The organism is Pseudomonas cedrina subsp. cedrina, assembly GCF_001983175.1.
In the GTDB taxonomy this organism is placed as follows: Bacteria; Pseudomonadota; Gammaproteobacteria; order Pseudomonadales; family Pseudomonadaceae; genus Aquipseudomonas; species Aquipseudomonas cedrina.
The window spans coordinates 1-25,245 of record NZ_MNPW01000014.1 but is presented as its reverse complement, the minus strand read 5'-3'; the positions used below and the strand labels follow the sequence as shown (position 1 = coordinate 25,245).

11 protein-coding genes are annotated in these 25,245 nt (G+C 63.6%); 10 read left to right on the top strand and 1 reads right to left on the bottom strand.

Annotation, left to right across the window (positions count from 1 at the left end; all coding sequences use genetic code 11):
* The first annotated feature begins 69 nt into the window (after window positions 1-69).
* Window positions 70-501: a type II secretion system protein N gene (locus BLL36_RS25080; RefSeq protein WP_076954295.1), complete on the top strand. Its 432-nt coding sequence runs from the start codon at window positions 70-72 to the stop codon at window positions 499-501.
* Here BLL36_RS25080 and gspI read toward each other — a convergent pair.
* Window positions 488-853, bottom strand: coding sequence for a type II secretion system minor pseudopilin GspI (gene gspI / locus BLL36_RS25075; protein WP_076954294.1), 366 nt, complete (start codon window positions 851-853; stop codon window positions 488-490). The genes BLL36_RS25080 and gspI overlap by 14 nt on opposite strands.
* A 147-nt stretch (window positions 854-1,000) precedes the next feature.
* On the opposite strand from gspI, the gene gspG reads away from it, so the two are divergent.
* The 9 genes from gspG to BLL36_RS25025 all read left to right on the top strand — a co-directional run bounded on the left by gspG (window position 1,001) and on the right by BLL36_RS25025 (window position 24,174).
* On the top strand, window positions 1,001-1,450 hold the full coding sequence (gspG, locus tag BLL36_RS25070) for a type II secretion system major pseudopilin GspG (protein ID WP_076954293.1): 450 nt from the start codon (window positions 1,001-1,003) through the stop codon (window positions 1,448-1,450).
* 8 nt (window positions 1,451-1,458) lie between these two features.
* Window positions 1,459-2,328 (top strand): type II secretion system minor pseudopilin GspK, encoded by an 870-nt coding sequence (gene gspK, locus BLL36_RS25065; protein ID WP_157697305.1) that lies wholly within the window; start codon window positions 1,459-1,461, stop codon window positions 2,326-2,328.
* Complete coding sequence (gene gspL / locus BLL36_RS25060; RefSeq protein ID WP_076954291.1) at window positions 2,325-3,383, top strand: type II secretion system protein GspL; 1,059 nt, start codon at window positions 2,325-2,327, stop codon at window positions 3,381-3,383. Before gspK ends, gspL begins: the two co-directional genes overlap by 4 nt.
* Entirely contained in the window at window positions 3,376-3,888 is a 513-nt protein-coding gene (gspM, locus tag BLL36_RS25055; RefSeq protein ID WP_076954290.1) for a type II secretion system protein GspM, read from the top strand. The genes gspL and gspM overlap by 8 nt, the downstream gene beginning before the upstream one ends.
* Window positions 3,885-6,209: a type II secretion system secretin GspD gene (gene gspD, locus BLL36_RS25050; RefSeq protein ID WP_076954289.1), complete on the top strand. Its 2,325-nt coding sequence runs from the start codon at window positions 3,885-3,887 to the stop codon at window positions 6,207-6,209. Before gspM ends, gspD begins: the two co-directional genes overlap by 4 nt.
* A gap of 808 nt (window positions 6,210-7,017) precedes the next feature.
* Complete coding sequence (gene gspE, locus BLL36_RS25045) at window positions 7,018-8,436, top strand: type II secretion system ATPase GspE (protein WP_076954288.1); 1,419 nt, start codon at window positions 7,018-7,020, stop codon at window positions 8,434-8,436.
* A complete protein-coding gene (gene gspF, locus BLL36_RS25040; protein ID WP_076954287.1) occupies window positions 8,436-9,647 on the top strand; it encodes a type II secretion system inner membrane protein GspF in 1,212 nt (403 codons plus the stop codon). Before gspE ends, gspF begins: the two co-directional genes overlap by 1 nt.
* A gap of 470 nt (window positions 9,648-10,117) precedes the next feature.
* Window positions 10,118-11,347: a substrate-binding domain-containing protein gene (locus BLL36_RS25030; RefSeq protein ID WP_076954285.1), complete on the top strand. Its 1,230-nt coding sequence runs from the start codon at window positions 10,118-10,120 to the stop codon at window positions 11,345-11,347.
* Between the two features lie 323 nt (window positions 11,348-11,670).
* Window positions 11,671-24,174 carry a filamentous haemagglutinin family protein gene (locus tag BLL36_RS25025; RefSeq protein WP_076954284.1) on the top strand — a complete coding sequence of 4,168 codons (12,504 nt, stop codon included), beginning with the start codon at window positions 11,671-11,673 and terminating at the stop codon, window positions 24,172-24,174.
* Window positions 24,175-25,245: the final 1,071 nt, after the last annotated feature.

The following is a 25,245-nucleotide window of genomic DNA, read 5'->3' as shown; positions in this document are numbered from 1 at the left end:
GTGTGTGAAATAAAAGCGTGCGAATTGACCCTGTAGGCTGGTGCGACGGACAAACAGGAGGTCCTGCCCATGACATTCGCCCCTCGTTTCACCCTGGCCCACGGCGTGCAGGCGCTGGGTGTGCTGGCGGCCTTGGCGGGCGCGGCGGTGTGGATGCCGCTGCTGCTCACCAGCGCCGAGTCCCACACGCCCAGCGCCACGCCCCAGGCATTGGCGGCGCGCAGCGATAACCCGGCGCTGCAATGGTTTTCCAATGCGCCGACGGCGCTGCAGGTCAAAGTGACCGGCGTGCTGGCGGGCGCGCGTGGCGCGGTGGCGATCCTCAGCCTTAACGATGGGCCGCCGCGCAGTTTCCTGTTGGGCGAGCGTCTCAGCCCCGGCGTGCGGCTGACCGCCATCGAAGGCGATGGGGTAGAGATAGAACGCGGCGGCGAGAAGCTGCGCGTCAACCTCGAAAAGTTGCCGCAGGGGCCGGCGCTGCCGCTGCTCACTCGGCCATGACCTGGGTGTCCAGGCGCGCCAGGGGCGGTGCTTCGCGGCTGGCGTCGAGCACTTGCAGATTGATCTGAAACAGGCGGCCATCGGCGTTGATGGTCTGTTCGCAGCGCAGTTTCAGGCGGCCTTGATCGCACTCGAAGGTTTTCTTGCCGCTGCGCAGGTGGCCCTCCAGGCGTAGCTCCGCCAGGCGACTCTGCGCCGCCAGCAGGGCGATGGATTTGTCGCGCAGCAGGCCGTTGCTCTGGGCCATCAGCCCGGCCACGCGCACGGCGGCGGCCATGGCCACGGCAATGATCGCCAGCGCCACCAGCACCTCGATCAGGGTAAAACCTTGCTCCTTGCGACGGCCGTACATGGCGCTCTCAAAGCCGGGAAACAGGCCCGCAGACTAGCGCCGGCAGTTGACCGATTGGCGACCGAAACTCCCGAGCATTTTCAATACGACTGACATGTGTTCTTGCAACACTGCGCCCCCATTGCACTCAAGCCAAGGAATGTCGAGATGGATATCGCACGCCTAACGTCACCGCTGCCAGGCCCTCGCGGGCAACGTGGCTTCACTTTGATCGAGATCATGGTGGTGGTGGTCATCCTCGGGATCCTGGCCGCGATGGTGGTGCCCAAGGTCCTCGACCGTCCGGACCAGGCGCGCGCCACCGCGGCCAAGCAGGACATCGGCGGGTTGATGCAGGCGTTGAAACTCTACCGCCTGGACCACGGCAGTTACCCGAACATGAACCAGGGGTTGAAGGTGTTGGTGGAGCGCCCGGCGGATGCGAAGAACACCAACTGGCGCGCCTACCTCGACCGCCTGCCCAACGATCCGTGGGGCCACCCTTATCACTACCTCAACCCGGGCGCCAACGGTGAAGTGGACGTGTTCTCCCTCGGCGCCGACGGCCAGCCGGACGGCGATGGCGTGAATGCCGATATCGGCTCCTGGCAGCTTTAAGGCCCGCCATGAAAGGGTATTCGCCCCCAGTGGCGAAGCAGCGCGGCATGGCGATTATCAGTGCCTTGCTGATCGCGGCGGTGGTGGCGGTGTTGGCCGGCGCCATGCTCACGCGCCAGAGCGTGTTCACCCGCAGCCTGGAGGCCGAGCAGTTGCGCATCCAGGGACAATGGCTGTTGCAAGGTGGCCTCGAACACAGCCGGCAGATGCTCTGGGACGCACGCCGCAAGGACGTGCTGACCCGCCTCGATCAACCCTGGGCGCGCGCTCAGGTCGGTGCGTTTGCGGGGCGGATCGAGGACGAGCAGGGCAAGTTCAACCTGCGCAACCTGGTCAATCGCCAGCAGGTCGACGCCGAGCAATTGCAGAGCTTTGAGCGCCTGTGCCGGCTGATCGGCGTCGACCCGGCGGTGAGCCGGCGGATCAGCCAGCGCGTGATCGCTTCTTATGTACCGCCTGCCCGATACCCGATGCTGCGCAGCCTGGATGACTTGAGCGGGATCGAAGGCCTGGACCCCGTTGTGCTGCAGCGCATGCAGGCGTACATCAGCGTGTTGCCCGGCCCTACCTGGGTCAACGGCAATACCGCCAGCGCCGAAGTGCTCAGCGCGGTGGTGCCGCAGCTCAGCCTGGCCCAGGCCCACGGGCTGGTGGCCGAGCGTGACAGCGGGCAGTGGTTTATCAACCGGGGTGATTTCGTCAACCGCCTGCGCTTGCCCCAGGTAGTGGTGGATGCAGTGCAAGTGGGCATCACCAGCGAGTGGTTCCGCCTGCAGGGCCAGGCGCGGCGTGAGCAAAGGCGGGTGACGATCGATGCATTGTTGCATCGTCCCGAAGACCGCGAACCGCGCGTGATCTGGTCGCGGGTGGGCGTATGAAACGCCTGCGCATTGGCTTACCGCCGCTGGATCAACTGAGCGCCGAGAGCCAGGTCAAATTTGCCTGGTTGGACCGTGGCGTGGTTATTGAAGAGGGTTATGCAAGCCTGGCGCAGTTGGGTAAGCCCCGCCAGGCCGTGGAATGTTTCCTGCACCCGCGTGACAGCCTGCTCACCAGCCTGGAGCTGCCGCCGTTACCGGCCGCGAAAACCGCTGCCGCTGTGGCCTGTGCCGCCCAGGCGTTGATCCTTGGCCCGGTGGAACACATGCACGTGGCCCACGGCCCGCGTGAAAGCGATGGACGCGTGCAGGTGGCCTGGGTGCCCAAGGCCGGGTTGGAGCGGCTGGCCCGGATGCCGCTCAAACTGCGCGGCCTGTACCCGGCGCCCTTTGCCTTGCCGCTGGGCGCTGCTGCGTTGGACGACGGCTATCTGCTGACACGCGAGAGCCCGCAACAAGGCGCGGTGCACCCCTTGGGCGCGCAGACGCTGGACGCGCAGCTGGTAGACGCGGCACAGCGCTGGAGTGGGCCGTTGCCCGCGTGGGGATTGCACGGCCACCTCAGCCAACCCTCGACCGGCGGATGGGGCCGGGCACTGGCCTGTGTGGCGCTGGCCACGGCCATCTGGGTTGTGGGCCTCAACCTCTATGCCGCGCGCCAAGTGGAGGAGGGCCAACGGCTCAAGACGCTGATGAGCCAGCAGGTGCGCCAGGCGTTTCCCGAGCTGCCGGTGGTGCTCAACCCTTTGCAGCAGGCCCGCCAGCAGTTGGCCGCACGCCAGAGCGGCGCCGCCGGCGACCCCGGTCAGCGCTTTGCCAGCCTGTTGCAACTGGCGGGCAGCAACCTGCCGTTCATGGTCGGCAGCGTCGCCAACCTGAGCTTTGAACAGGGGCGCTTGCGGGTTGAATTGGTCGCCGACAGTCGCAGCCCGAAAGCCGAGGGTGAATGGCAGGCGGCGTTGGCCCAGGCCGGCTTCACGGCCAGCCGCGACGAGCAGGCCTGGGTGATTGGGTCGGCGCAGGCCGCGGAAAAACCGGGTGTCGACGATGAATAAAGTCCAGCGACTGCGCAGCCAGGCCCAGGTGTTCTGGAACGGCCTGGCCCTGCGCGAAAAACGCCTGCTGGGCGGCGCCGGCCTGATCCTGGCGAGCCTGCTGACCTGGCTGGTGCTGGTGCAACCGGCGCTGAAGAAGATCGATTACTGGCAGGCTGAAACCCCCAAGTTGCGCGCCCAGGCCGCAGCCCTGCAGGTGCTGTTGCAGGACGTATCCGCGCCAAGGCCGGGCGACGAAACCGCGCTGCGCCAGGCCCTGGATAACGCCGGCCTCAAAGGGCATTACCAATTGCAGGCGCTGGAACCCGGCGGCTGGCGGCTGACGTTCGACAACGCTCCGGCCGATGCGGTAGTGGGCTGGCTGCTGGGCAATCCCCGTTCGTTTTCCCTGGAGGTATCCGAAGCGCGTTTGCAGCGTGCGATGGATGCCGTCGATAACTCGGCCGGCACTGTGTCCGGGACCGTTCGCATGGATCAGGCGCTTGGCGCTAAGGAAGCTTCATGAAGTGGTCAGTCCCCCCGTTTCGCATGCTCGCGCCGCTGCTGGTGCTGGCCCTGAGTGCGTGCAGCAACCCGTCAACCACGCCATTGCTGGTGGACAGTGAGCTTGGCCAACCCCTGGCGGAGACTCGTCGCAGCGCTGAGACGGTGCTGGACCGCCAAGGTGAACGTCCGCCCAGACCTCCCGTACAGCACCGCATCACCGACACCGCGCGCGGCCATGCCCCGGCGGCCGTCAAGGCGCGCAACCCGCTGGGTGACCAGCCGGTACAGCTCAATTTTGTCGATGCGGATATCCAGGCGGTGGTGCGCGCGCTTTCCCGCGCCACCGGGCAGCAATTTTTGGTGGACCCGCGCGTGAAAGGCAACCTCACCCTGGTCAGCGAAGGGCAGGTGCCGGCGCACCAGGCCTACGACATGCTGTTGGCGGCGCTGCGCATGCAGGGCTTCAGCGTGGTGGATGTGGGCGGTGTGGCGCAGGTGGTGCCCGAGGCCGATGCCAAGTTGCTCGGCGGGCCGATCTACAGCGCCGGCAGCAGCGGCATGCAGACCCGCACCTTTCGACTGCAATACGAAAACGCGGTGAACCTGATCCCGGTACTGCGCCCCATCGTATCGCCGAACAACCCGATCAATGCCTACCCCGGCAACAACAGCATTGTCATCACCGACTATGCGGAAAACCTCGCGCGGGTGGCGCAGATCATCAATGGCATCGACACTCCCAGCGCCATCGACACCGACGTGGTGACGGTGCAGAACGGCATCGCCGTGGACATCGCCGCCATGGTCTCCGAACTGCTGGAAACCCAGGGCGCCGACCAGACCCAGAAGATCAACGTGATCGGCGACCCGCGTTCCAACTCCGTCATCATCCGTTCCGGCAGCCCGGAGCGCACGGAGCTGGCGCGCAACCTGATCTACAAACTCGACAACGCCCAGAGCAACCCCAGCAATATGCACGTGGTGTACCTGCGCAACGCCCAGGCCGGCAAACTGGCCCAGTCGCTGCGCGGGCTGCTCACGGGCGAGAGTGATTCGGGGGGGAGTGACGATGCCCGTGGCAAGCTCAGCGCCATGGGTGGCAATGACAAAAACAGCCAGGGCACGAGCAACACCCAGAACAGCACGGGGACACCGACCGGCAGCGGCGTGCAGCCAGGCTATGGGCAAACCGCCGGTTCGACCGGCGCCACCGCCAATGGCAAAACCGCCAATGACCAGGACACCGCCTTCAGTGCCGGCGGCGTGACCATCCAGGCCGACGCCACCACCAACACCTTGCTGATCTCCGCGCCGGACCCGCTGTACCGCAACCTGCGCGAAGTCATCGACATGCTCGACCAGCGCCGCGCCCAAGTGGTGATCGAAAGCCTGATCGTGGAAGTCAGCGAAGACGATGCCACCGAGTTCGGCGTGCAATGGCAGGCCGGCAACCTGGCGGGCAAGGGCGCGTTCGGCGGCGTGAATCTCGGCGGCAGCGGCGTGGTCGGCACGCCCGCCAGCCCGACCAGTATTGATGTACTGCCCAAGGGCCTGAACATCGGGTTGGTCAACGGCACCGTGGATATTCCCGGTATCGGCAAGGTGCTCGACCTCAAGGTATTGGCCCGTGCGTTGAAGAGCAAGGGCGGCACCAACGTGTTGTCCACGCCGAACCTGCTGACCCTGGACAACGAGGCGGCGAGCATTTTCGTGGGGCAGACCATTCCGTTTGTCACCGGCAGTTATGTGACCGGAGGCGGGGGTACCAGCAACAACCCGTTCCAGACCGTGCAGCGTGAAGAGGTGGGGCTCAAGCTGAACGTACGGCCGCAGATTTCCGAAGGCGGCACGGTGAAGCTGGATATCTACCAGGAAGTCAGCACCGTGGACGAGCGTGCTTCGGTGACGGCGGGCACGGTGACCAACAAACGTGCCATCGATACCAGCATTCTGTTGGATGACGGGCAGATCATGGTGCTCGGCGGGCTGCTGCAGGACGGGTACAGCCAGAGCAATGACGCGGTGCCTTGGTTGGCGGATATCCCGGGGTTGGGCGCGCTGTTTCGCAATGAGAAGCGCAGTGTTAGCAAGACCAACCTGATGGTGTTCTTGCGGCCTTACATTATTCGCGACAGCGGGGCGGGGCGCAGTATTACGTTGAACCGCTATGAGTTCATGCGCCGGGCCCAGGGTGGGTTGCAGCCGGAGCGCAGTTGGGCGATGCCGGATGTGCAGGCGCCGCAGTTGCCGCCGGTGGAGAAGGCGATTCCTGGGGTGCAGCAGCAGGGGCCTAGGGCGGTGATCAGGGCGGTGCCGGTTTCACAGGGGACGCCGCGGTGATTGGGTACATATCCGTTTCTTCGGTGACGGCCACTTATGGTTCCGCTCTTACAGCGGGTCACTTTTGGAAGGACCCAAAAGTAACCAAAAGGTCCTCGCCCCACCACTCGGCACCTCGCCTAGGCTCGGTGTGCCCGAACGAAGGCTTGAATCCGTGGGCCGCCGCAATGGGCCATCCATGGCCCAGTGCGGCTAACCCGGCGTCCTGCCGGGTTACCCACGGATTCAAGCCTGCGTTCGGCCAGCGTGGTTTTACGGGGCGCCTAAGATCAAAAGCAAAAGCAGAGCGCGGCGGCCTTAGAGCCGACCGGTATCTTACTGTCGAACTCGGTCAAATGTGGGAGCTGGCTTGCCTGCGAAGGCATCAACTGGGTATGCCTGATTCACCTGGGCGTCCGCATCGCAGGCAAGCCAGCTCCCACAGAAAAGCAATTTGCGGTACACAAAAAAATGCTTTTGATCTCCACCACTCAAGCCGGCTGTCAGGCCGCTTTGCTTTCGCTTTTGATCTTGATTTTGATCTTAGGCGCCCCGTCAAACACGCTGGCCGGAATTCGACAGGGATTTGGGGGGTAAACCGGCAGGGATGCCGGTTTAGCCGCCCCGCGCCATGGATGGCGCGTGGCGGCGGCCCCCCAAATCCCTGTCGGATTACGGGCACACCGAGCCTAGGCGAGGTGCCGAGTGTTGGGGCAAGAGCCCTTTGCTTACTTTGGGGCTTTTCCAAAGTGAGCCGCCGTAAGGGCGGAACCAAAATCAGCCGTTACCGCAGCAACGGATATGTACACCTTCAAAAAGGGCCAACCCCATGAGCCTTCTGCCCTACGCCTGGGCCAAATCCCAACGCATCCTCCTGCGCCCCGGCGAGCAAGGCATGCTACTGACGGTGTGCCCCTCGACCCCCGGCTGGTCCATCAGTGAAGTCCACCGTCAGTTCGGCCAGGCCCACCTCGAACAGGTACGCGACGATGAACTCGACGGCCTGCTCGCCAGCGCCTACGCCGACACCGGCAGCGCCGCCGCGGTGGTGGGCGCCGCCGAAAACGAGGTGGACCTTGACCGCCTGATGCAGGACATGCCCGAAATCACCGACCTGCTCGACACCCAGGACGGCGCGCCGGTGATTCGCATGATCAACGCCTTGCTCACCCAGGCCGCGCGCGATGAGGCCAGTGACATTCATATCGAGCCGTATGAAACCCATTCCGTGGTGCGCTATCGCGTCGACGGCACCCTGCGTGACGTGGTGTCGCCACGCAAGGCGTTGCACGGTGCGCTGGTGTCGCGGATCAAGATCATGGCCCAGCTCGATATCGCCGAGAAACGCTTGCCCCAGGACGGCCGTATCGCGTTGCGGGTGGCCGGGCGGCCGATTGATATCCGCGTGTCGACGGTGCCCACCGGGCATGGCGAGCGGGTGGTGATGCGGCTGTTGGACAAACAGGCGGGGCGCTTGCAACTGGAAACCCTGGGCATGGAGCCGCAGGTGCTGGCGCGCCTGGATACGCTGATCCGCCAGCCCCACGGCATCGTCCTGGTCACCGGCCCCACCGGCAGCGGCAAGACCACCAGCCTCTACGCCGCCCTGGCGCGGCTGGATGCGAGCACCAGCAATATCCTCACCGTGGAAGACCCGGTGGAGTACGACCTGCCGGGCATCAGCCAGATCCAGGTCAACGCCAAGATCGACATGACCTTCGGCCTGGCCTTGCGCGCGATCCTGCGTCAGGACCCTGACATCATCATGATCGGTGAAATCCGCGACCTGGAAACCGCGCAAATCGCCGTGCAGGCCTCGCTTACCGGGCACCTGGTGCTTGCCACCTTGCACACCAACGATGCGGTGTCGGCGGTCAATCGCTTGATCGACATGGGCGTGGAACCGTTCCTGCTGGCCTCGTCATTGCTCGGCGTGTTGGCCCAGCGCCTGGTGCGCCGGCTGTGCCCGCACTGCAAGCAGCAAGACCCGGCCGCGCCCGGCACCTGGCGCCCGGTGGGCTGCGCACAGTGCAACCAGACCGGCTACAGCGGCCGTACTGGCATCCATGAATTGTTTTGCGTCGACGACGACGTGCGCAGCCTGATCCACCAGGGCGCCGCCGAGCAGGACCTGCGCCTGGCCGCACGCCGCGCCGGGATGCTGAGCATGCGTGAAGACGGCGAACGCTGGGTGCGCAGCGGCGCCACTGCGCCCGAAGAAATCCTGCGCGTGACACGGGACGCCTGATGAATCGCTATCGCTATGAAGCCGCCGATGCCAGCGGCAAAGTCGAGGCCGGGCACCTGGAGGCGGACAGCCAGAGCGGCGCGTTTGCGGTGTTGCGCAGCCGTGGCCTGACCGCGTTGCTGGTACAGGTGGAAGGCGGGCAGTCCGCGAAAGCCGGCAACAGCCTGTTCAGCGCCAAGCTGTCGGACAACGACCTGGCCTGGGCCACGCGGCAACTGGCGAGCCTGCTCGGTGCCAGTTTGCCGTTGGAGGCAGCGCTGAGCGCCACGGTGGAACAGGCCGAGAAAAAGCACATCGCCCAGACCCTCGCCGCCGTGCGCGCCGATGTGCGCGGCGGCATGCGCCTGGCGGATGCGTTGGCCGCGCGGCCACGGGATTTCCCCTCGATCTACCGCGCGTTGATCGCGGCGGGGGAGGAGTCCGGCGACCTGGCCCAGGTGATGGAGCGTCTGGCGGACTACATCGAGGAGCGCAACAACCTGCGTGGCAAGATCCTCACTGCATTTATCTACCCCGGCGTGGTGGGGCTGGTGTCCATCGGCATTGTGATTTTCCTGCTCAGCTACGTGGTACCCCAGGTGGTCAGCGCGTTTTCCCAGGCGCGCCAGGACCTGCCGGGGCTGACCCTGGCGATGCTCAACGCCAGCGACTTTATCCGCGCCTGGGGCTGGTTGTGTTTTGCCGGCATTGTCGGCGGTTTCTGGGGCTGGCGCCTGTATTTACGCAACCCGGTGGCGCGCCTCAATTGGCATAGCCGCGTCTTGAGCCTGCCGCTGATCGGGCGTTTTGTACTCGGCCTGAACACCGCGCGGTTCGCCTCGACCCTGGCGATTCTCGGCGGTGCCGGCGTGCCCTTGTTGCGCGCCCTGGAAGCGGCGCGGCAGACCCTGTCCAATGACCGCCTGAGCCAGTGCGTCAACGACGCCACCGCCAAGGTGCGCGAAGGCGTCAACCTGGCCCCGGCGCTGGCGGTAGAAAAGGTATTCCCGCCGGTGCTGATCCACCTGATCGCCAGCGGCGAGAAAACCGGCTCGCTGCCGCCGATGCTGGAGCGTGCGGCGCAGACCCTGTCGCGCGATATCGAACGCCGCGCCATGGGCATGACCGCGTTGCTGGAGCCGCTGATGATCGTGGTGATGGGCGCCGTGGTGCTGGTGATCGTCATGGCGGTGTTGTTGCCGATCATCGAGATCAACCAGTTGGTCACCTGACGTTCACTGACGAAACCCATTCAAAATGTGGGAGCTGGCTTGCCTGCGATAGCGGTGTGTCAGCTAAAAGCCAGTCAACTGACAGTCCGCTATCGCAGGCAAGCCAGCTCCCACATGTGGATCGGATTTCTTCAGGTGATTGTGGGATTCCCGGTTCCATTCCAACAACCTCGGGTTCCTCATTCCGTCATATTCCGCCACCCCTTGAGGCCTTGCGTCACGCTCACTGAAACCTCGCTGTCATCTCCCGCCAAACCGCTCGAAATCATGACCGAAACACCCGAGAATCTTTTTAAAAATCAATGCGTTCCTCCCGAGGTTTTTTCCCATAACCGTCATCGGAAACTGCGACTTTCTCTCCATGGTTTTCACCCCCGGCCACCCCCGCAACATGGCTTGGGACCGAAGCCATGGCGTCATGCAAGAGCCATCTACCCCAAACGTACAAACACGACGAAAGGAGCTTCTTCATGTTTAAGCGCAACGTTCTCGCGGTATCCATGACCCTCGCTGCACTGTGCTCGGCACAGGCTGCAATGGCTGACGTAAATGGCGGCGGTGCAACACTGCCACAACCGCTTTATCAAACTGCCGGCGTACTCCCTACCGGCTTCGCCCAGTACATTGGCGTGGGCAGCGGCAATGGCAAGGCAGCCTTCCTGACCAACGATTACACCAAGTTCGTGGCCGGTGTGACTAACAAGAACGTGCACTGGGCGGGTAGCGATTCGAAGTTGACCGCGACTGAACTGTCGACTTACGCCTCTGCCAAACAACCTACCTGGGGCAAGCTGATCCAGGTGCCTTCGGTTGCCACTTCGGTTGCTATTCCGTTCAACAAGTCTGGCACTGGCACTGCCGGCGTCAACCTCTCGGTCGACCAACTGTGCGGCGTATTCTCGGGTCGTTTGACCTCTTGGTCGCAGATCGATCCATCGTTGTCGGGCGACATCAAGGTTGTGTATCGCAAAGCTAACAGCGGTACCACCGAACTGTTTACACGCTTCCTCAAGGCCAAGTGCAACCCGACTTTGGAAGGCGGCACTTTCGCTGTGACCCAAGCCTTTGATGCTAGCTTCTCCCGTGGCCTGCCAGTGGGCGCGATTAGTCCCCTGGAGCAAATTGATCCAAACAGCACCGCCACGCCAAAAGCAACCTTCAAAGACACCAGCGAAGGTGTGATGAGCACACTCAACGTCGCTGAAGGCCGCATCACCTACATGAGCCCTGACTACGCTGCTACTTCCCTGGCCGGCCTGGAAGACGCCACCAAGGTGGCCAAGGTTGCAGGAGTGTCGCCAGCTCCAGCAAACGTTTTGACGGCTATCAGCAACGTGACTCCGCCTACCACCAATCTGGATAACCAGAACCTATGGGTCCCAGTGTTCGGCAATGCCGACCCGTCTGATGCCAGCGTTGTGCCTTACCCAAGCGCCGGCTATCCGATCCTTGGCTTCACCAACGTGATATTCAGCCAGTGCTATGTCAACGCTGATCAAACTTCTCAAGTACGCGCTTTCTTCACCCGTCACTACGGTTCGAATGCGTTGACCAACAACGACGCTGCGATCCGCAACAACCGCTTCGTACCGCTGCCGGCCAACTGGAAAACCGCTATACGTGACAACTTCCTGACCGCTACCAGCAACCTCAGCATCGGCAAAACCGACGTCTGCAACGCCATCGGTCGTCCGCTGTAACCCAAGCTTTCACCGACCAGCAACACCTGAATCAGCAACGGCCTGTGCCGTTGCTGATTTTTGCGTTGTACACCGACCCAATGTGGGAGCTGGCTTGCCTGCGATGGCGGTGGGGCAGGCAACCTTGAGGTGACTGATACACCGCTATCGCAGGCAAGCCAGCTCCCACTTTTGATCGTATGCATCCGCGAAATTATCGGCAGCTCACAGCACCATGTGAACTTTACATGACAGAAGTTCAGTCCCGCCCCTCGCCAACCGCCTAACCCTCATACGTGAGCCTGTCTTGCTCCCTGCGTGATAACAAAGAAGGAAGATTCCCGATGGTCCGCTGCAAATCACCGGTTAACCTGAAAGCCCAAGAGACCGTCCTGCGTCTCAAGCCCCTGGCCCAGGCCATCGCCCTGTTGATGGTGGCGGGCAATGCCCACGCGGCCACGGCGTTCAGTTCCAGTTGGTTTGCCGACAAGGGCGCGACCCAGGCGGCGACGGCGGCGCGGATCAGTGCGGGGCAGGTGCCGGGGATTCCGACGCTGAACGAGCAGGCGCGGGTCAATCAGCAGTTGGCGCGCTCCATCAGCACCTTGAACACCAGTGTCGCCGCGATTGCGGCGCAGCAGGCGGCACAAGCGGCGGGGCGGCAAGCGGCGTTCGGCCAGGTTTCGAATATCCCCGACGGCATGGGCAAGGGCGGCCTGCAAGTGGATAACAGCCTGACCCAAGGCTGGATCAACGCCAATGCTCCGAAGCAAAGTGCGTCCGGCGGGCAGACCACGGTGACCATCGAACAGACCGCCGACAAGGCGATCCTCAACTGGGAGACGTTCAACGTCGGGCGCAACACCACCGTGGATTTCCAGCAGCAGTCCAGTTGGGCGGTGCTCAACCGCGTCAACGACCCCAATGCGCGGCCCAGCGAGATCCAGGGCCAGATCAAGGGCGCCGGCACGGTGATGATCGTTAACCGTAACGGTGTGGTGTTCAGCGGCACCAGCCAGGTCAATGTGCGTAACCTGGTCGCCGCCGCCGCAAACATCACCAATGAACAGTTCACTCAGCGCGGCATTTATGTGGACGCCAATGGCACCCAGCCAACCTTCACCGATGCGGCAGGCAAGGTCCAGGTGCAGCGCGGTGCCGTGATCCAGACCCATAACCCGGCCACGTCCACCGACTCCGGCGGCTATGCCTTGTTGCTCGGCAGCGAAGTGGAAAACGCTGGTACCCTCATCACCGCCAAGGGCCAGACTACCCTGGCGGCCGGTGACAGCTTTTACATCCGCAAGGGCGTCGGCACTACCGGCAACGACCGCTCCACCACCCGTGGCAATGAAGTCGCCACCAGCCTCAAGGCCGGCAGCACCGCCGGCAAGGTCACCAACAGCGGCCTGATCATGGCTTCGACAGGTGATATCACTCTCACCGGGCATCAGGTGCAGCAAAACGGCGTGGCCCTGGCCAGCACCTCGGTGGACACGCGCGGCACCCTTCATCTGTTGAACTCGGCAACCGATACAACCGGCAGCGTGACCCTGGGCGAGGGCAGCACCACTGCGATTCTGCTGGACGCCAGCGGCAGCACCGCCCTTAACAGCCAGAAAGGTGCTGGCCTTGAGAAACTCGACGGCCTGCCTGCCAACCTGATCACCGGCCAGTTCAACAACCTCAGCGCCGTGGCCGACCGTACCGACCAGTCGCGCATAGAGATCGTCAGCGGCGGCACCGTGGACTTCCAGAAAGGCTCGATCACCCTGGCCACCGGCGGCCAGGTCGCGGTCAGTGCCGCCGGGCGCAGCCTGGTGCGCGATGGCGCGATGATCGACGTGTCGGGCGCGGTCGGCGTCAAGGTGTCGATGGCATCCAACAACATCAAGATCAACGTGCAGGGTAACGAACAGCGCGACGCACCGGTCAACCGTGACGGCGGCCAGTTGATCAACAACGATGTGTGGGTCGACCTGCGCGAGCTGGTGTTCGTGCCCGCCGGTACCAACGGCTATGCCACCGACCGCTGGTACACCGCCGGCGGTTTGCTCGAAGTGGGCGGTTACCTCGGCACCCAGGGCCACTCGGTGGGCGAATGGATGGCCCAGGGCGGCACCGTGACCTTTACCGGCAAGGATGTGGTCACCCAAAAGGGCGCGCAGATCAACCTGTCGGGCGGCACCGTGGATGTGCAGGCCGGGAATATCCAGCAGACCTGGCTCAAGGGGCCGGACGGACGGTTATATGAGCTGTCCAACGCACCCGGTGACATCCTCTATTCCGGGTTCTACAAAGGTTATGAAGACACCAGCAAACGCTGGGGCCAGACCGAGTACTACTACAACCCGATGATCGCCAAGCAGAGCCGTTTCGAGAGCGGTTACACGGTGGGCCGCGATGCCGGCAAGCTGGTGATCGGCACCACTAGCGCTGTGCTGGAGGGTCAGGTGGTCAGCGATGTATTCCAGGGCGATCGCCAGACCCAGGCGCCGAACATCAACCTCGATGGTTACCAGCAATCGCAGAAGGCCATGGCCCAGCGCGCGCAGTTGATCATTGGCGGGTACACGCCGGTTTACAACAAGACCACCGGCACCCTGCGCTACGCCCTGACCGGCACTGCCGACCAGGTGCTGATCGACAGCAACACGCAGAAAATCGCCGATGGCCTGGACCTCACCACGGCATTGCCAGCGGATCGCCAGGGCAAAATGGTGCTCGACAGTGACCAGCTCAATGGTTTCCAGTTGGGCGCGATCAAGGTCGGCGCCAAGCAACAGATCACCGTCAACGGTGCGCTCAATGTGGCGAACGGCGGCGATATCACCCTGTTCGGGCCAGGTGTTGCCATCAACGCCAACCTCACGGCCCATGGCGGCAGTATCAACGCGGGCAACATGCTCACCCAGGTCGACCTCAATAAAAGCAACGCGGTGGGGGATGTGATCCTGGCGGGCGGCGGGCAACTGGCTCTGGCCAGCGGCGTCAAACTGGACGCCAGCGGACGCTGGAATAACCTTGCGCTGGACCCAATCAACCGCGACGGTGTGGCGTATATCAACGGCGGTAAGGTCTCGTTGCGCAACACCACGGCGGTGAACCTCGCAGCCGGCAGCGTTGTTGATGTGTCCTCCGGCGCCAGCGTCGGCGAAGACGGCAAGGCCAGTGGCGGCAAGGGCGGCGACGTGAAATTGGGCGGCCTCGGCTCCCTCGGCCTGGGCGGCGAGGTCCGTGGCTATGGGGTCAACGGCGGCGGCACGTTGGCGTTGCAGGCCCGCAAGGTGCTCATCGGCAAGGGCGCGGCGGACGCCGACACCCTGCAACTGGCCGGCGACTTTTTCAACAAGGGCTTCTCGGCCTATGACATCACCGGCAATGAAGGGCTGATCGTCGCGGACGGCACCCAGGTCGATGTGAACATGCCGGTCTACCGGTTGGGCGAGCAGGCCACTGGTGCGCTAACCGGCAGTGATGCGGCGAGCGTTCTCGAACGCTGGACGCCGCAGTTGTACCAGGAGGATGCGACCAAGGGCATCCTGACTCAGCGTCGTGGAGCCAGCCTGACCCTGAACGCTGGACACATACAATCCACCGCCGCGCAAATGGCGACGACCAGCCTGAATGTGGGGCGGGGCGCTGTGATCAATGTCGACCCAGGCCAGGCCATCAACCTGCTCAGCATTGGTCAGCTCACCATGAACGGCACGCTCAACGCATGGGGCGGCAGCGTCAGCCTGGGAGGGTTGAGCACGGACGCCTCGGAAGCGGTCGAGGCCGTTGGCCATGGTCGTTCGATCTGGATCGGCGAACAGGCGCTGATCGATGTGGCCGCGCGTGCCGCCACCGCTGTGGACAATCGCGGTAGCGTCTATGGCCAGGTGCGCAACGGCGGGCAGATTACAGTGGGGGGCGACATCGACCCCATTACCGGGATAGCCAAGGCCAGCAGTCTGTTCGTGGTGGTACGCGACGGTGCGCGCCTGGACGCCTCCGGCACCCAAGCGCAGCTGGATATCCCGGGCCAGGGCCGCACGGCGGTGGCGAGCAACGGCGGCACGATTGCCTTTGCGTCCAACAACGGCCTGTACCTGGACGGCAGTTTCGTCGCCAATGCCGGTGGTGCGGGTGCTGCGGGCGGGCGTTTGGCACTGGCGCTGGAGGCGCCTTATTACCTGCGCAGCCTGGCCACCAACCGGGTATTGCCCGTGCGTGAGCTGATTCTGAGCCAGCAGCATCAAGCCTCGGTGTTGCCAGACAGCGCCGACGCGGCGGCTAATGTGTTGACCTACGGCCAGGCACGGCTTGGCGTGGACCAGGTCACGGCAGGCGGCTTCGACAGTCTGGCGCTGTTGGTCAATGGCACGCTGAGCATGGCCGGCGACGTGTCGTTGAATATGGGCCAGAGTCTGGCGCTGTATTCAAAAGGCATCAGTTTGGCGAAGGGCGCAGCCACAGCGTCTCAGGTCCATCTCGCGGCGCCTCACGTCGTGCTCAGTGGCCTGCTCGCGCCGGACCGCACAGGTCTGGAGAACTACGTCGCACCTAACTTGGCTGCCCCTGCGACGACGTTGCCGGGGCAGGGGCGGTTTACGATTGACAGCGATTTGTTGGATATCCGCGACCAAGTGTCTTTTGCCCTCAACGGAGGATTTGACCGGGTCAATCTCAACAGCCGAGGCGACCTGCGTTTTCTCGCCGGACGCGATGGCGGCGTGACCCCTAACGGGTTTAGTACGGTATTGCGGTCGGAGGGCGACCTGACCTTGCGCGCCTCGCGCATCTACCCCGGCAGTGAAATCGCCGCGCAAATACTGGTAGGCGTGACCGGCGACACAGCCAGCGGCCTGATTTTCGACCCCGCCCGTACCCTCACCCTGGAAAAAAACGGCAACGCCAGCGTGCTTGCCCCTTATTCGATTTTCGGTCGCCTGCAACTGGGCGCCGCCACCATCAAGCAGGGCGGCGTGCTGCAGGCCCCGCTGGGCTTGATCGAAATCGGTAACCTGGGCAGCACCCGCGTCGAACTGCTGCCCGGCAGCTTGACGTCCGTGAGCGGCAAGGGCTTGGTGCTGCCGTACGGCGGTACGGTGGACGGCCAGGTCTATCGCTACAACGGCAAGACTGTGAGCTTCGTCGGCCAGGGCGGCGTGCGCCTTGGCAACGGTGACCTGACGGTCGGTGTGATTCTGGGCGGCAAGTCGGTGGCGGTATTGCCCGACGCCACCCTGGACCTGTCCGGCGGCGGAGACCTGCTGGGCGCCGGTTTTATTTCCGGTCGCGGCGGCTCAACGGATGCACGCTATAACCCGCTGGTGCAGTTTGGCGCCACGGGCGGCTTCGTCCTACCGGGGCTGGCGACCAACCCGGTGTACGCCATTGTGCCTGGAGCACAACAGGGATATGCCCCTGTGGCGGCGGAAGGCGGCGCGAGCACGCCGTTGGCCGGGCAGCAGATCACCATCGGTGCCGGCGTACCGGGCTTGCCGGCCGGTACCTATACCTTAATGCCGTCCACCTATGCGTTGATGCCGGGAGCGTTCCGGGTCGAGATCAACGGCTTGGCCGGGCTGGGTACTGATAACGCAGTGACCGCGTTACGCAACGGTTCGTGGTCGACCGCCGGTCGCCTGTCAATCGTCAACACAGGCATTCAGAACAGCCTGACCAGCCAGGTAATCCTGACTTCGGCCGACACCTTGCGTCGCTACTCTCAGTACAACGAAACCAGCTACGCGCAGTTCGCCATGGCCGACGCCGCCAAGCTTGGCGTACCACGCCCGCTGCTGCCGATGGATGCCAAGACGCTCAAGTTGGCATTGAGTGCCGGGAATGGGCTGGACACCTTTTCGTTCAAGGGTATTGGTCGCTTCGAGGCGGCGCCCGGCGGTTTCGGCGGGACGGTGGCAGTCATCAATCGCAGTTTGTCCGGCCCAGGCTCGGCGACGCAGATCGTCAATGCCGGTCAGCCGCTTGACCCTGGGTTCGATGGCCTGACCCTGAACGTCGAAAGTCTCAATGCGCTGCAGGCAAAGCGCTTGTTGATCGGTGGCTTGTCAATGGTGCTTTATGGGCAAGGTGGCAACACCATCGAGTTTGCCGGCGGCCTCAACAGACCCGCCGGATCGATCTTCGTACGATCCGGCGCGACATTGGCGGCACCCGAGGTGATGCTGGTAGCCGGCTCCGGCGATATCGTTGTCGAGCAAGGTGCATCGATCAATACGCTCGGCCAGGGCACTGCTGCCTATGACGCCCGCGACGGGTTTGTCTACAAGGGGGCGGCGAATCTGCTGGCTGTGTCCAACGGGCTGCTCAACGTACTGCCCTACGATATTAGTTCGGGTGCGGGCGGTAAAATCCAGATCGGTGCTTGCGTCAGCGTCACCTGTTCCGGCCAGACATCACTGTATTCCGAAGGCAGCATCGTCGCCTCGACCACCCAGGCTCTGGCGTTGGACGTCCAGGTTCGCTACGGCACCCGCCACCTGGCGTTAGCGCTGAGCAACATCAACGTCGGTAGCGCCGAGGCCCTGGCCGACGCCGCTGCACGCCATGTGCTGCCCGGCGGGTTGACGCTCAATCAACAGGTGCTCGACCGCCTGTTGCGCGGCGATACCGAGTCTGGCGCGCCGGCGCTGGAAACCCTGCAACTCTCCGCAGCCCAGGCGTTCAACTTCTATGGCACCAGCGCCCTCGACACCTACGACGCGCAGACCGGCAAGTCGCTGCTGAACAACCTGGTTCTGTCCACGCCGGCGATCTATGGCGCTGGCAATACCAATGACGTCGCCACCATTCACACCGCCAACCTGATCTGGCAGGGCGCCGAGGCGGCTCCCGGCGCGGTGATCAACGGCGGCGCCGGCACCGGCAATGGGCGCCTGGATATCAATGCCGAGCGCATCGCGTTCGGCTATGGCGCCTTCGCCCAGCCAAGCACCACCAAGACTTTCGACCGCCTGGCCCTGGGTTTTGCCAATGTCAACCTCAATGCCAGTGACCGCATCACGGCCAACCACAAGGGCAGCCTGTCGGTGTACCAGCGCCTGACGGGGTACGATCCGGTCAAGGGCTTCCAGTACAGCGGCGGCAACCTCAATATCCTCACGCCGCTGATGACGGGCGAAGCCGGTTCGGTGAACCGGATTACCGCCGGTGGCGCGATTGATGTGGCGGCTTCCGCAGGGCCACGTGGTGCCGCCAATGGCCAGGGCGCCGAACTGTCGCTGCAAGGTGACAGCATCCGCCTGGCCTCTGCGGTAGTGCTGCCCAGCGGCAAAGTCAGCCTCGGCGCCCATGGCGACGTGGTGCTCACCGATGCGGCGTTGATCGACGTTGCCGGGCGTGCCGTGGCGTTCAACGATGTGACGCAATACGGCTGGGGTGGCGACGTGCTGCTCGACAGTCGCAGCGGCAATATTCTCCAGGCCGCCGGTTCGACCATTGATCTGTCGGCCACCTACAACCGCGCCGGCAAATTGCGCGCGGTGGCGGTGGACGCGGCGGGCGGGAGCGTCGACCTGCAAGGCAAGATCCTCGGCGGCAGCAGCGGTTACTACGACGCAGGCGGCACCCTGGTGCCCAATGAAGCCGGCACCGTGGAAATCCAGGCCCAACGCCTGGGTGGCCAGGGCACGCTGGACCAGCAATTCGCTGCCCTCAACCAGCGCCTCAACGCGGGCCAGGTATTTGGCGCACGCAGCTTCCAGCTCAAGCAGGGTGACCTGAGCATTGGCGACGGCCTGAAAGCGGGCATCATCAATGTGTCGGTGGACAACGGCAGCCTGCGGGTCACCGGTCGCGTGGACGCGAGCGGTGAGCGCGTCGGCAGCATCAACCTGGCCGGCAAGCATGGCCTGACCCTGGACGGCGGCGCCGTGCTCGATGCCCATGGCAGCCTGTTGCGGGTAGACAGCTACGGCAAGATCATTGATTCGCCCAACCGTGCCATGGTGGTGCTCGGCTCCGGCGATGGCCTGTTGACCCTGACCGACGGTGTCGGTATCGATTTGCGCCACGGCACCGCAGCGGCCAAGGGCAACGACGGCCGCAGTCGCGGCACCCTGGAATTGAACGCGCCGCGCATCGTCAACCCGGACGGCAGCAGCAACGACGTCGCCATCGACGCCCGTGGCCGCCTGGATATCCAGGGCGCCCGTTCGATCGCGCTCAACGGCATGATCAGTTATGACGACGCTGAATTGATCAACGAACCGACCGTAAGCGGCCGGCCGTACCAGGTGATCACCCAGGATTACTTGGACAAAAAACATCAGTTGAGCGTGGCGTTCATTAAGGCCGCGCTGGATAACAGCAACCTGCTGCAAAACAAGCTCGCGGGCCTGAACAATGCCAGCTATGCCGACGTCTTCCACCTGCGGCCAGGGGTGGAGATCGTCAGCAAAACCCCGGATGGTGACCTGGTGGTGCAGGGGGATGTGGACCTGTCGAGCTTTCGTTATGCCAGCAATAATCCGAATTTCAAGCCGCGCGACGGTGTGTACGGTTCGGGAGAATCGGGCAGCCTGACCCTGCGCGCGGGCGGCGACCTGTCGATCTACGGCAGCATCACCGACGGCTTCGCCCTGCCGCCGGAAACCGCCGACGACAAAGGCTGGGTGTTGTTGCCAGGTGTCGATTTTACCGGCGGCGATATCGTGGTGCCTGGGCACGGCGTCACGCTGGCCGGCGGTACTGCGTTCCCGGCCGGTGCGGTGCTCAATTATGACCTGCCGATCAAGGACATCGGCGTGGTGGCCGGTACGCGCCTGCCGGTACGGGCCAGGCTCCAGCAAGACCTGGTATTGCCAGCCGGCACGGTGCTGGCGGCGGCCGTCCTCGACAGCGCCGGCAATGTATTGCTGGCGGCCGGTACCCTGCTCAGTCAGGCGCAGACCCTGGTGGCCGGTTCACAACTGGAGGCCGGCACGCTGTTGACCCAAGACACGTTGCTGAAGGCAATGACCTGGCCAAAAGGCGTGCCGTTGCCGGGGAATTTCCAAGCGCCCAATTCCGCGCTCAACGTGGTTACCCTCAGCGCCGATACGGTGCTGGCGCGCGGCGCACTGATTCCGTCCGGGACCAACGTCAAGCTGCTGGAGGGCGTGCAGTCGATTCAGTTGCGCACCGATGTCACCGGCAGCAAGGACCGTCAATGGGCGATTGCTCCAATGCTGGCCGAGGGCTCGCAATCCTGGTCGATCCGCCTGGTGGCGGGCGCGGATACCAAGGCGGCGGACAGTCGCCTGCTGCAAGCGCATCCACGCAGCGGCGACTTGCGTCTTGCGGACAGTCACTATGGGATGTTCTCCAAGGAGCTGCCGTCCAAGGCGGTGATTATCTGGACGGCCAAAGGAGCGGAGGATTTACTGGCGTTTCTCGGTATCACCGTGAAAGAGGGTGACCCGATTGACCCGAAGTTGCTCACCGATAACAGTTTGGGCCCGGTGGACGAGTTCTGTGCAGGCTCTCCTGACTATTGTGGGGTCAAGGCTAATTTTGTCTGGACCGAAACGGCCGAGCGAGAACTGGCCCTGAACAACATCATCGTCAAGGCTGGCGCGCCGATCGACAAGAAGTTCATGGACGATATGGGGGTGCCCTCAATCGACGATTTTTGCAAGGACACGCCGAGTTACTGCCTAGCGCAGAACACGCCTGAATATGGCGCGACACCTTCAAGTTCGCGTTTTAGCGTGATTCGTACCGGCACTGGCGACTTGCAGTTGCTCAGCGCCGGCAACCTGAGCATGGATTCGTTGTACGGCGTGTACACCGCCGGCACGTCCTCCACCGCCACCTTCCAGGGCGATCCGTACAACCAGCCTAAAGCACTGGGGCGCGGCGCAAACGTGCTCAATGATCCCCGCAGTTATTTCGAACAGTTCGTCAATGGCGGCACCGGCAGCCTGTATCGTGCCTGGTACCCGGAGGCGGGGGGGAATGTGACCTTGAAGGTGGGCGGCAACCTGGCCGGCAATATAGTCAGTGCCTTGGTTAGTGCTGGGAACGGTCGCCCGAACCCCCTGGACATTGGGAATGATTCGGCAAGCGTGGGCAACTGGCTATGGCGCCAGGGCAGCGGTTCGGTAGATGCCGGGCAAGCCCAGCCCACCGCCTGGTGGATCAATTTCGGCAGTTATACCGGCACCACGGCGGCGGACCAGTTGGTCGGCTTTACCGGCTTCGGCACCCTCGGTGGCGGTGACCTCGACGTGCAGGTGGGCGGTAACGCCGGCCTGTTGCGTACCCTGGCAGGCAATACCATGCAATCCGTCGCCAATCCGCGTAGTCAGGGGTTGGTGCTGGCGGTGGGCAGTACCGGTCGAATTGCCAGCGACGGCACCCTGCAGTTGACCGGCGGTGGCGATGTGCGGGTGCGTATCGGCGGTGAACTCAACAGCGCCAGCCCGACAGGGGCTGGACAACAAAACGGCATGCTGGTGAACCTGCGCGGCAACGCTACCTTGCAGAGTGGGTCGGTAGGTCAGGTTGACCTGCATTACGGCAGTCTCAATACCGACCACACTCCCGGCGAAGCCCGTGCATTCGACGCCTTGACCGCCACCCGTGGCCTGGCGGCGGGGGGCATGACCCTGGTGCCGGGCGACGCGACGTTCAGCCTGGCAACCCTGGGCGACCTGGTGTTGCAGGATGTGCTCGATCCCGGTCGGATCGAGCTGGCGAACAAATCCAGCATCATCCGTGGCGTCAAGGACCAGCCGGGTTATGCGCAGAGCAGTGGCTCCAGCTGGTTCTCGCTCTGGACCGACCATACCGCGATCGATCTGTACTCGGCGGGTGGCAATGTCACGCCCAATACGGCAGCGGTTGCTTCTGACCTGTCGATTGTTTATCCGTCGATCCTGCGGGCGACGGCAGCGAGTGGCAGTTTTTACTATGGCAAAGCGGCGGCGAGCCAGAACAACGATGTCAGTAATACAGCACCGCTCTTGCTGGCGCCTGGTAGGAATGGTCAGTTGCAGTTCCTGGCGTATGGCTCGATTTATGCCGGTGGCGCCTCTGTCAGCCAGTCATCCGCCGACACGAGCACCTTGGCGACGCCGTGGCGCCCGGCGTTTGTCGGGCAGAGCAAGCTCAGTAACCTGTCGGCGAACGGCAGCGCGGTGACACCCGGCGCACTGCTGCCGTTGTTTACCTTCGGTAGCCCCACTGCCGCATCCGGTTCAGGCAGGGCTGATCAACCTGCGCGGTTTTATGCCGTGACCGGTGACCTGGTGGGGGTCAGCAGCGGGCGGATCATCACGTTCGGCACTGGCTTGGGCAACGAGCATCAAGGGCAGATCTGGTATGAAGGGGGTGGCCCGGTATGGATGATGGCGGGACGCGATATTGTCAGCAGCGGGAGTCTGTTCGGTGCGGATATCAACGTTCTTGGGGCGACTACCGGGGGTAACCTGTTTATTCACGATAGCCCCAGTGCCATCTCCATCGTGTCCGCCGGGCGCGACATCCTCTACAGCAACTTCCAGGTCGCCGGCCCTGGCACCCTGGAGTTGACGGCCGGGCGCAATATCCTGATGGATGATAAAGTCAGTGTCACCAGCCTCGGCCCGGTGGCCACAGGCGACACCCGCCCCGGCGCCAGCATCGTCATGCAAGCCGGCGTAGGCCCCAACGGCCCGGATTACCTGCGCTTCGCCGAGGCCTACCTGAACCCCGTCAACCTGGCGCAACCGGGCGAGTCGATTCAGGGCGGCAAGGTCGCCAAGACCTACGAAAACGAACTGGTCGGCTGGCTCGCCGCGCGCTTCGGTTTCATCGGCAGCACCGAGCAGGCCCGCGGCTACTACGCGGCCCTGCCGGCCGAGCAACAACGGATCTTTGCCCGCCAGGTGTACTTCTCTGAACTGCGGGTCTCCGGCCGTGAGTACAACCAGGCTGGCAGTGTGCGCCAGGGCAGTTACCTGCGTGGCCGCGCCGCCATCGCCGCGCTGTTCCCGGACAAGGACGTGGCCGGCAACCCGATCACCTACAAAGGCGATATCACGATGTTCGGCGGCTCGGGCGTGCACACCAACTTCGGCGGCTCAATCCAGATGCTCACCCCCGGCGGCCGCCAGACCTTCGGCATCGAAGGCGCGGCACCACCGTCCACGGCAGGCGTGATCACCCAGGGTTCCGGCGATATCCAGCTGTATTCCATGGGCAGCATCCTGCTCGGCCAAAGCCGCATCATGACTACCTTCGGCGGCTCGATCATGGGCTGGACCAGCGAGGGCGACATCAACGCCGGGCGTGGTTCCAAGACCACCGTGGTGTACACGCCGCCCAAGCGGGTCTATGACAACTGGGGCAACGTGAGCCTGTCGCCGTCGGTGCCGAGCACGGGCGCGGGGATCGCCACGTTGAACCCGATCCCGGAAGTGCCGGCCGGGGATATCGACCTGATTGCGCCATTGGGCACCATCGATGCGGGGGAGGCGGGCATTCGGGTGTCCGGCAACGTCAACATCGCCGCCTTGCACGTGGTGAACGCGGCGAACATCCAGACCCAGGGCAAGTCGTCCGGGGTGCCGGTGACGGCCACTGTCAACACCGGGGCCATGAGTTCGGCCAGCGCGGCGGGGGCGGCGGCGTCCCAGGCGGCGGAAGACGCGGCGCGCAGCCAGCAGGCCGCGGCCAAGCAGGGCCGGCCGTCGATCATGACCGTGGAAGTGTTGAGCCTGGGCAGCGAACCGTTGCCGCGTGAGACGCAACCGCAACAAAAAAACTCCAGCTACAACCCCGACAGCCCGGTGCAGGTGCTGGGCGCGGGGCCCCTGAGTGAGCAGGCGCGGGCGCGGTTGACGGATGAGGAGCGCAAGCAGATCAGTTTGTAAAACCTTGGAAAGGACCTCTCGATGTACCGTTCGGGGCGATCAATGATCGCCCCTTTTTTTGGGCGTTTCTCGGTCTGCGTTGGGCGCTGGGTTGCCTGCGATGGCCATCGGTATCTACACATCCCTGGGCGTGTGGCGAGGGAGCTTGCTGCCGTGGCGGCCTGATCGTCGACCGAGTCCTGTCAGGTGTAAATCGATCACAATGTGGGAGCGGGCTTGCTCGCGAAGGCTATGTGTTAGGCGCTAAAGGGTTTTGGTTGGGGTACATATCCATTGCTGCGGTAACGGCTGCTTAGGGTTCCGCCCTTACGGCGGGTCACTTTTGGAAAAGAGCCCCAAAAGTAACCAAAAGGGCTCTTGCCCCAACACTCGGCACCTCGCCTAGGCTCGGTGTGCCCTCACTCCGGCTTTGGAGCGTGGGCCGCCGCGATGGGCCATCCCTGGCCCAGCGCGGCTAACCCGGCGTCCTGCCGGGTTACCCACGCTCCAAAGCCTGCGTTCGGCCAGCGTGTTTGACGGGGCGCCTCAGATCAAAAGCCAAATCAAAAGCGCGGCGGCCTTAGAGCCGACCGGTTTTTAACTGTCGACCTCGGTTCAAATGTGGGAGCTGGCTTGCCTGCGATGCAGACACCTCGGTGTATCAGGCATATCCAGTTGATGCCATCGCAGCGGTGCGGCGATCCGACAAGCCAGCTCCCACAGAAAAGCAGAGCACACAAAATCGCTTTTGATCCACACCACTCAGGCCGCAGTGCTTTTGCTTTTGATCTTGATCTTGATCTGAGGCGCCCCATTAAACACGCTGGCCGAACGCAGGCTTGAATCCGTGGGTAACCCGGCAGGACGCCGGGTTAGCCGCACTGGGCCAGGGATGGCCCATTGCGGCGGCCCACGGATTCAAGCCGGAGTGAGGGCACACCGAGCCTAAGCGAGGTGCCGAGTGTTGGGGCAAGAGCGCTAATGAGATGGTCAGCCCGGCGAGAACCTCAGGTCTAAACTACTGGGGTTCTCACTTTTCTTGAGGAGGCTTTCTCATGAACAGCGTAACGCTTCTAGGCATCGACATTGGCA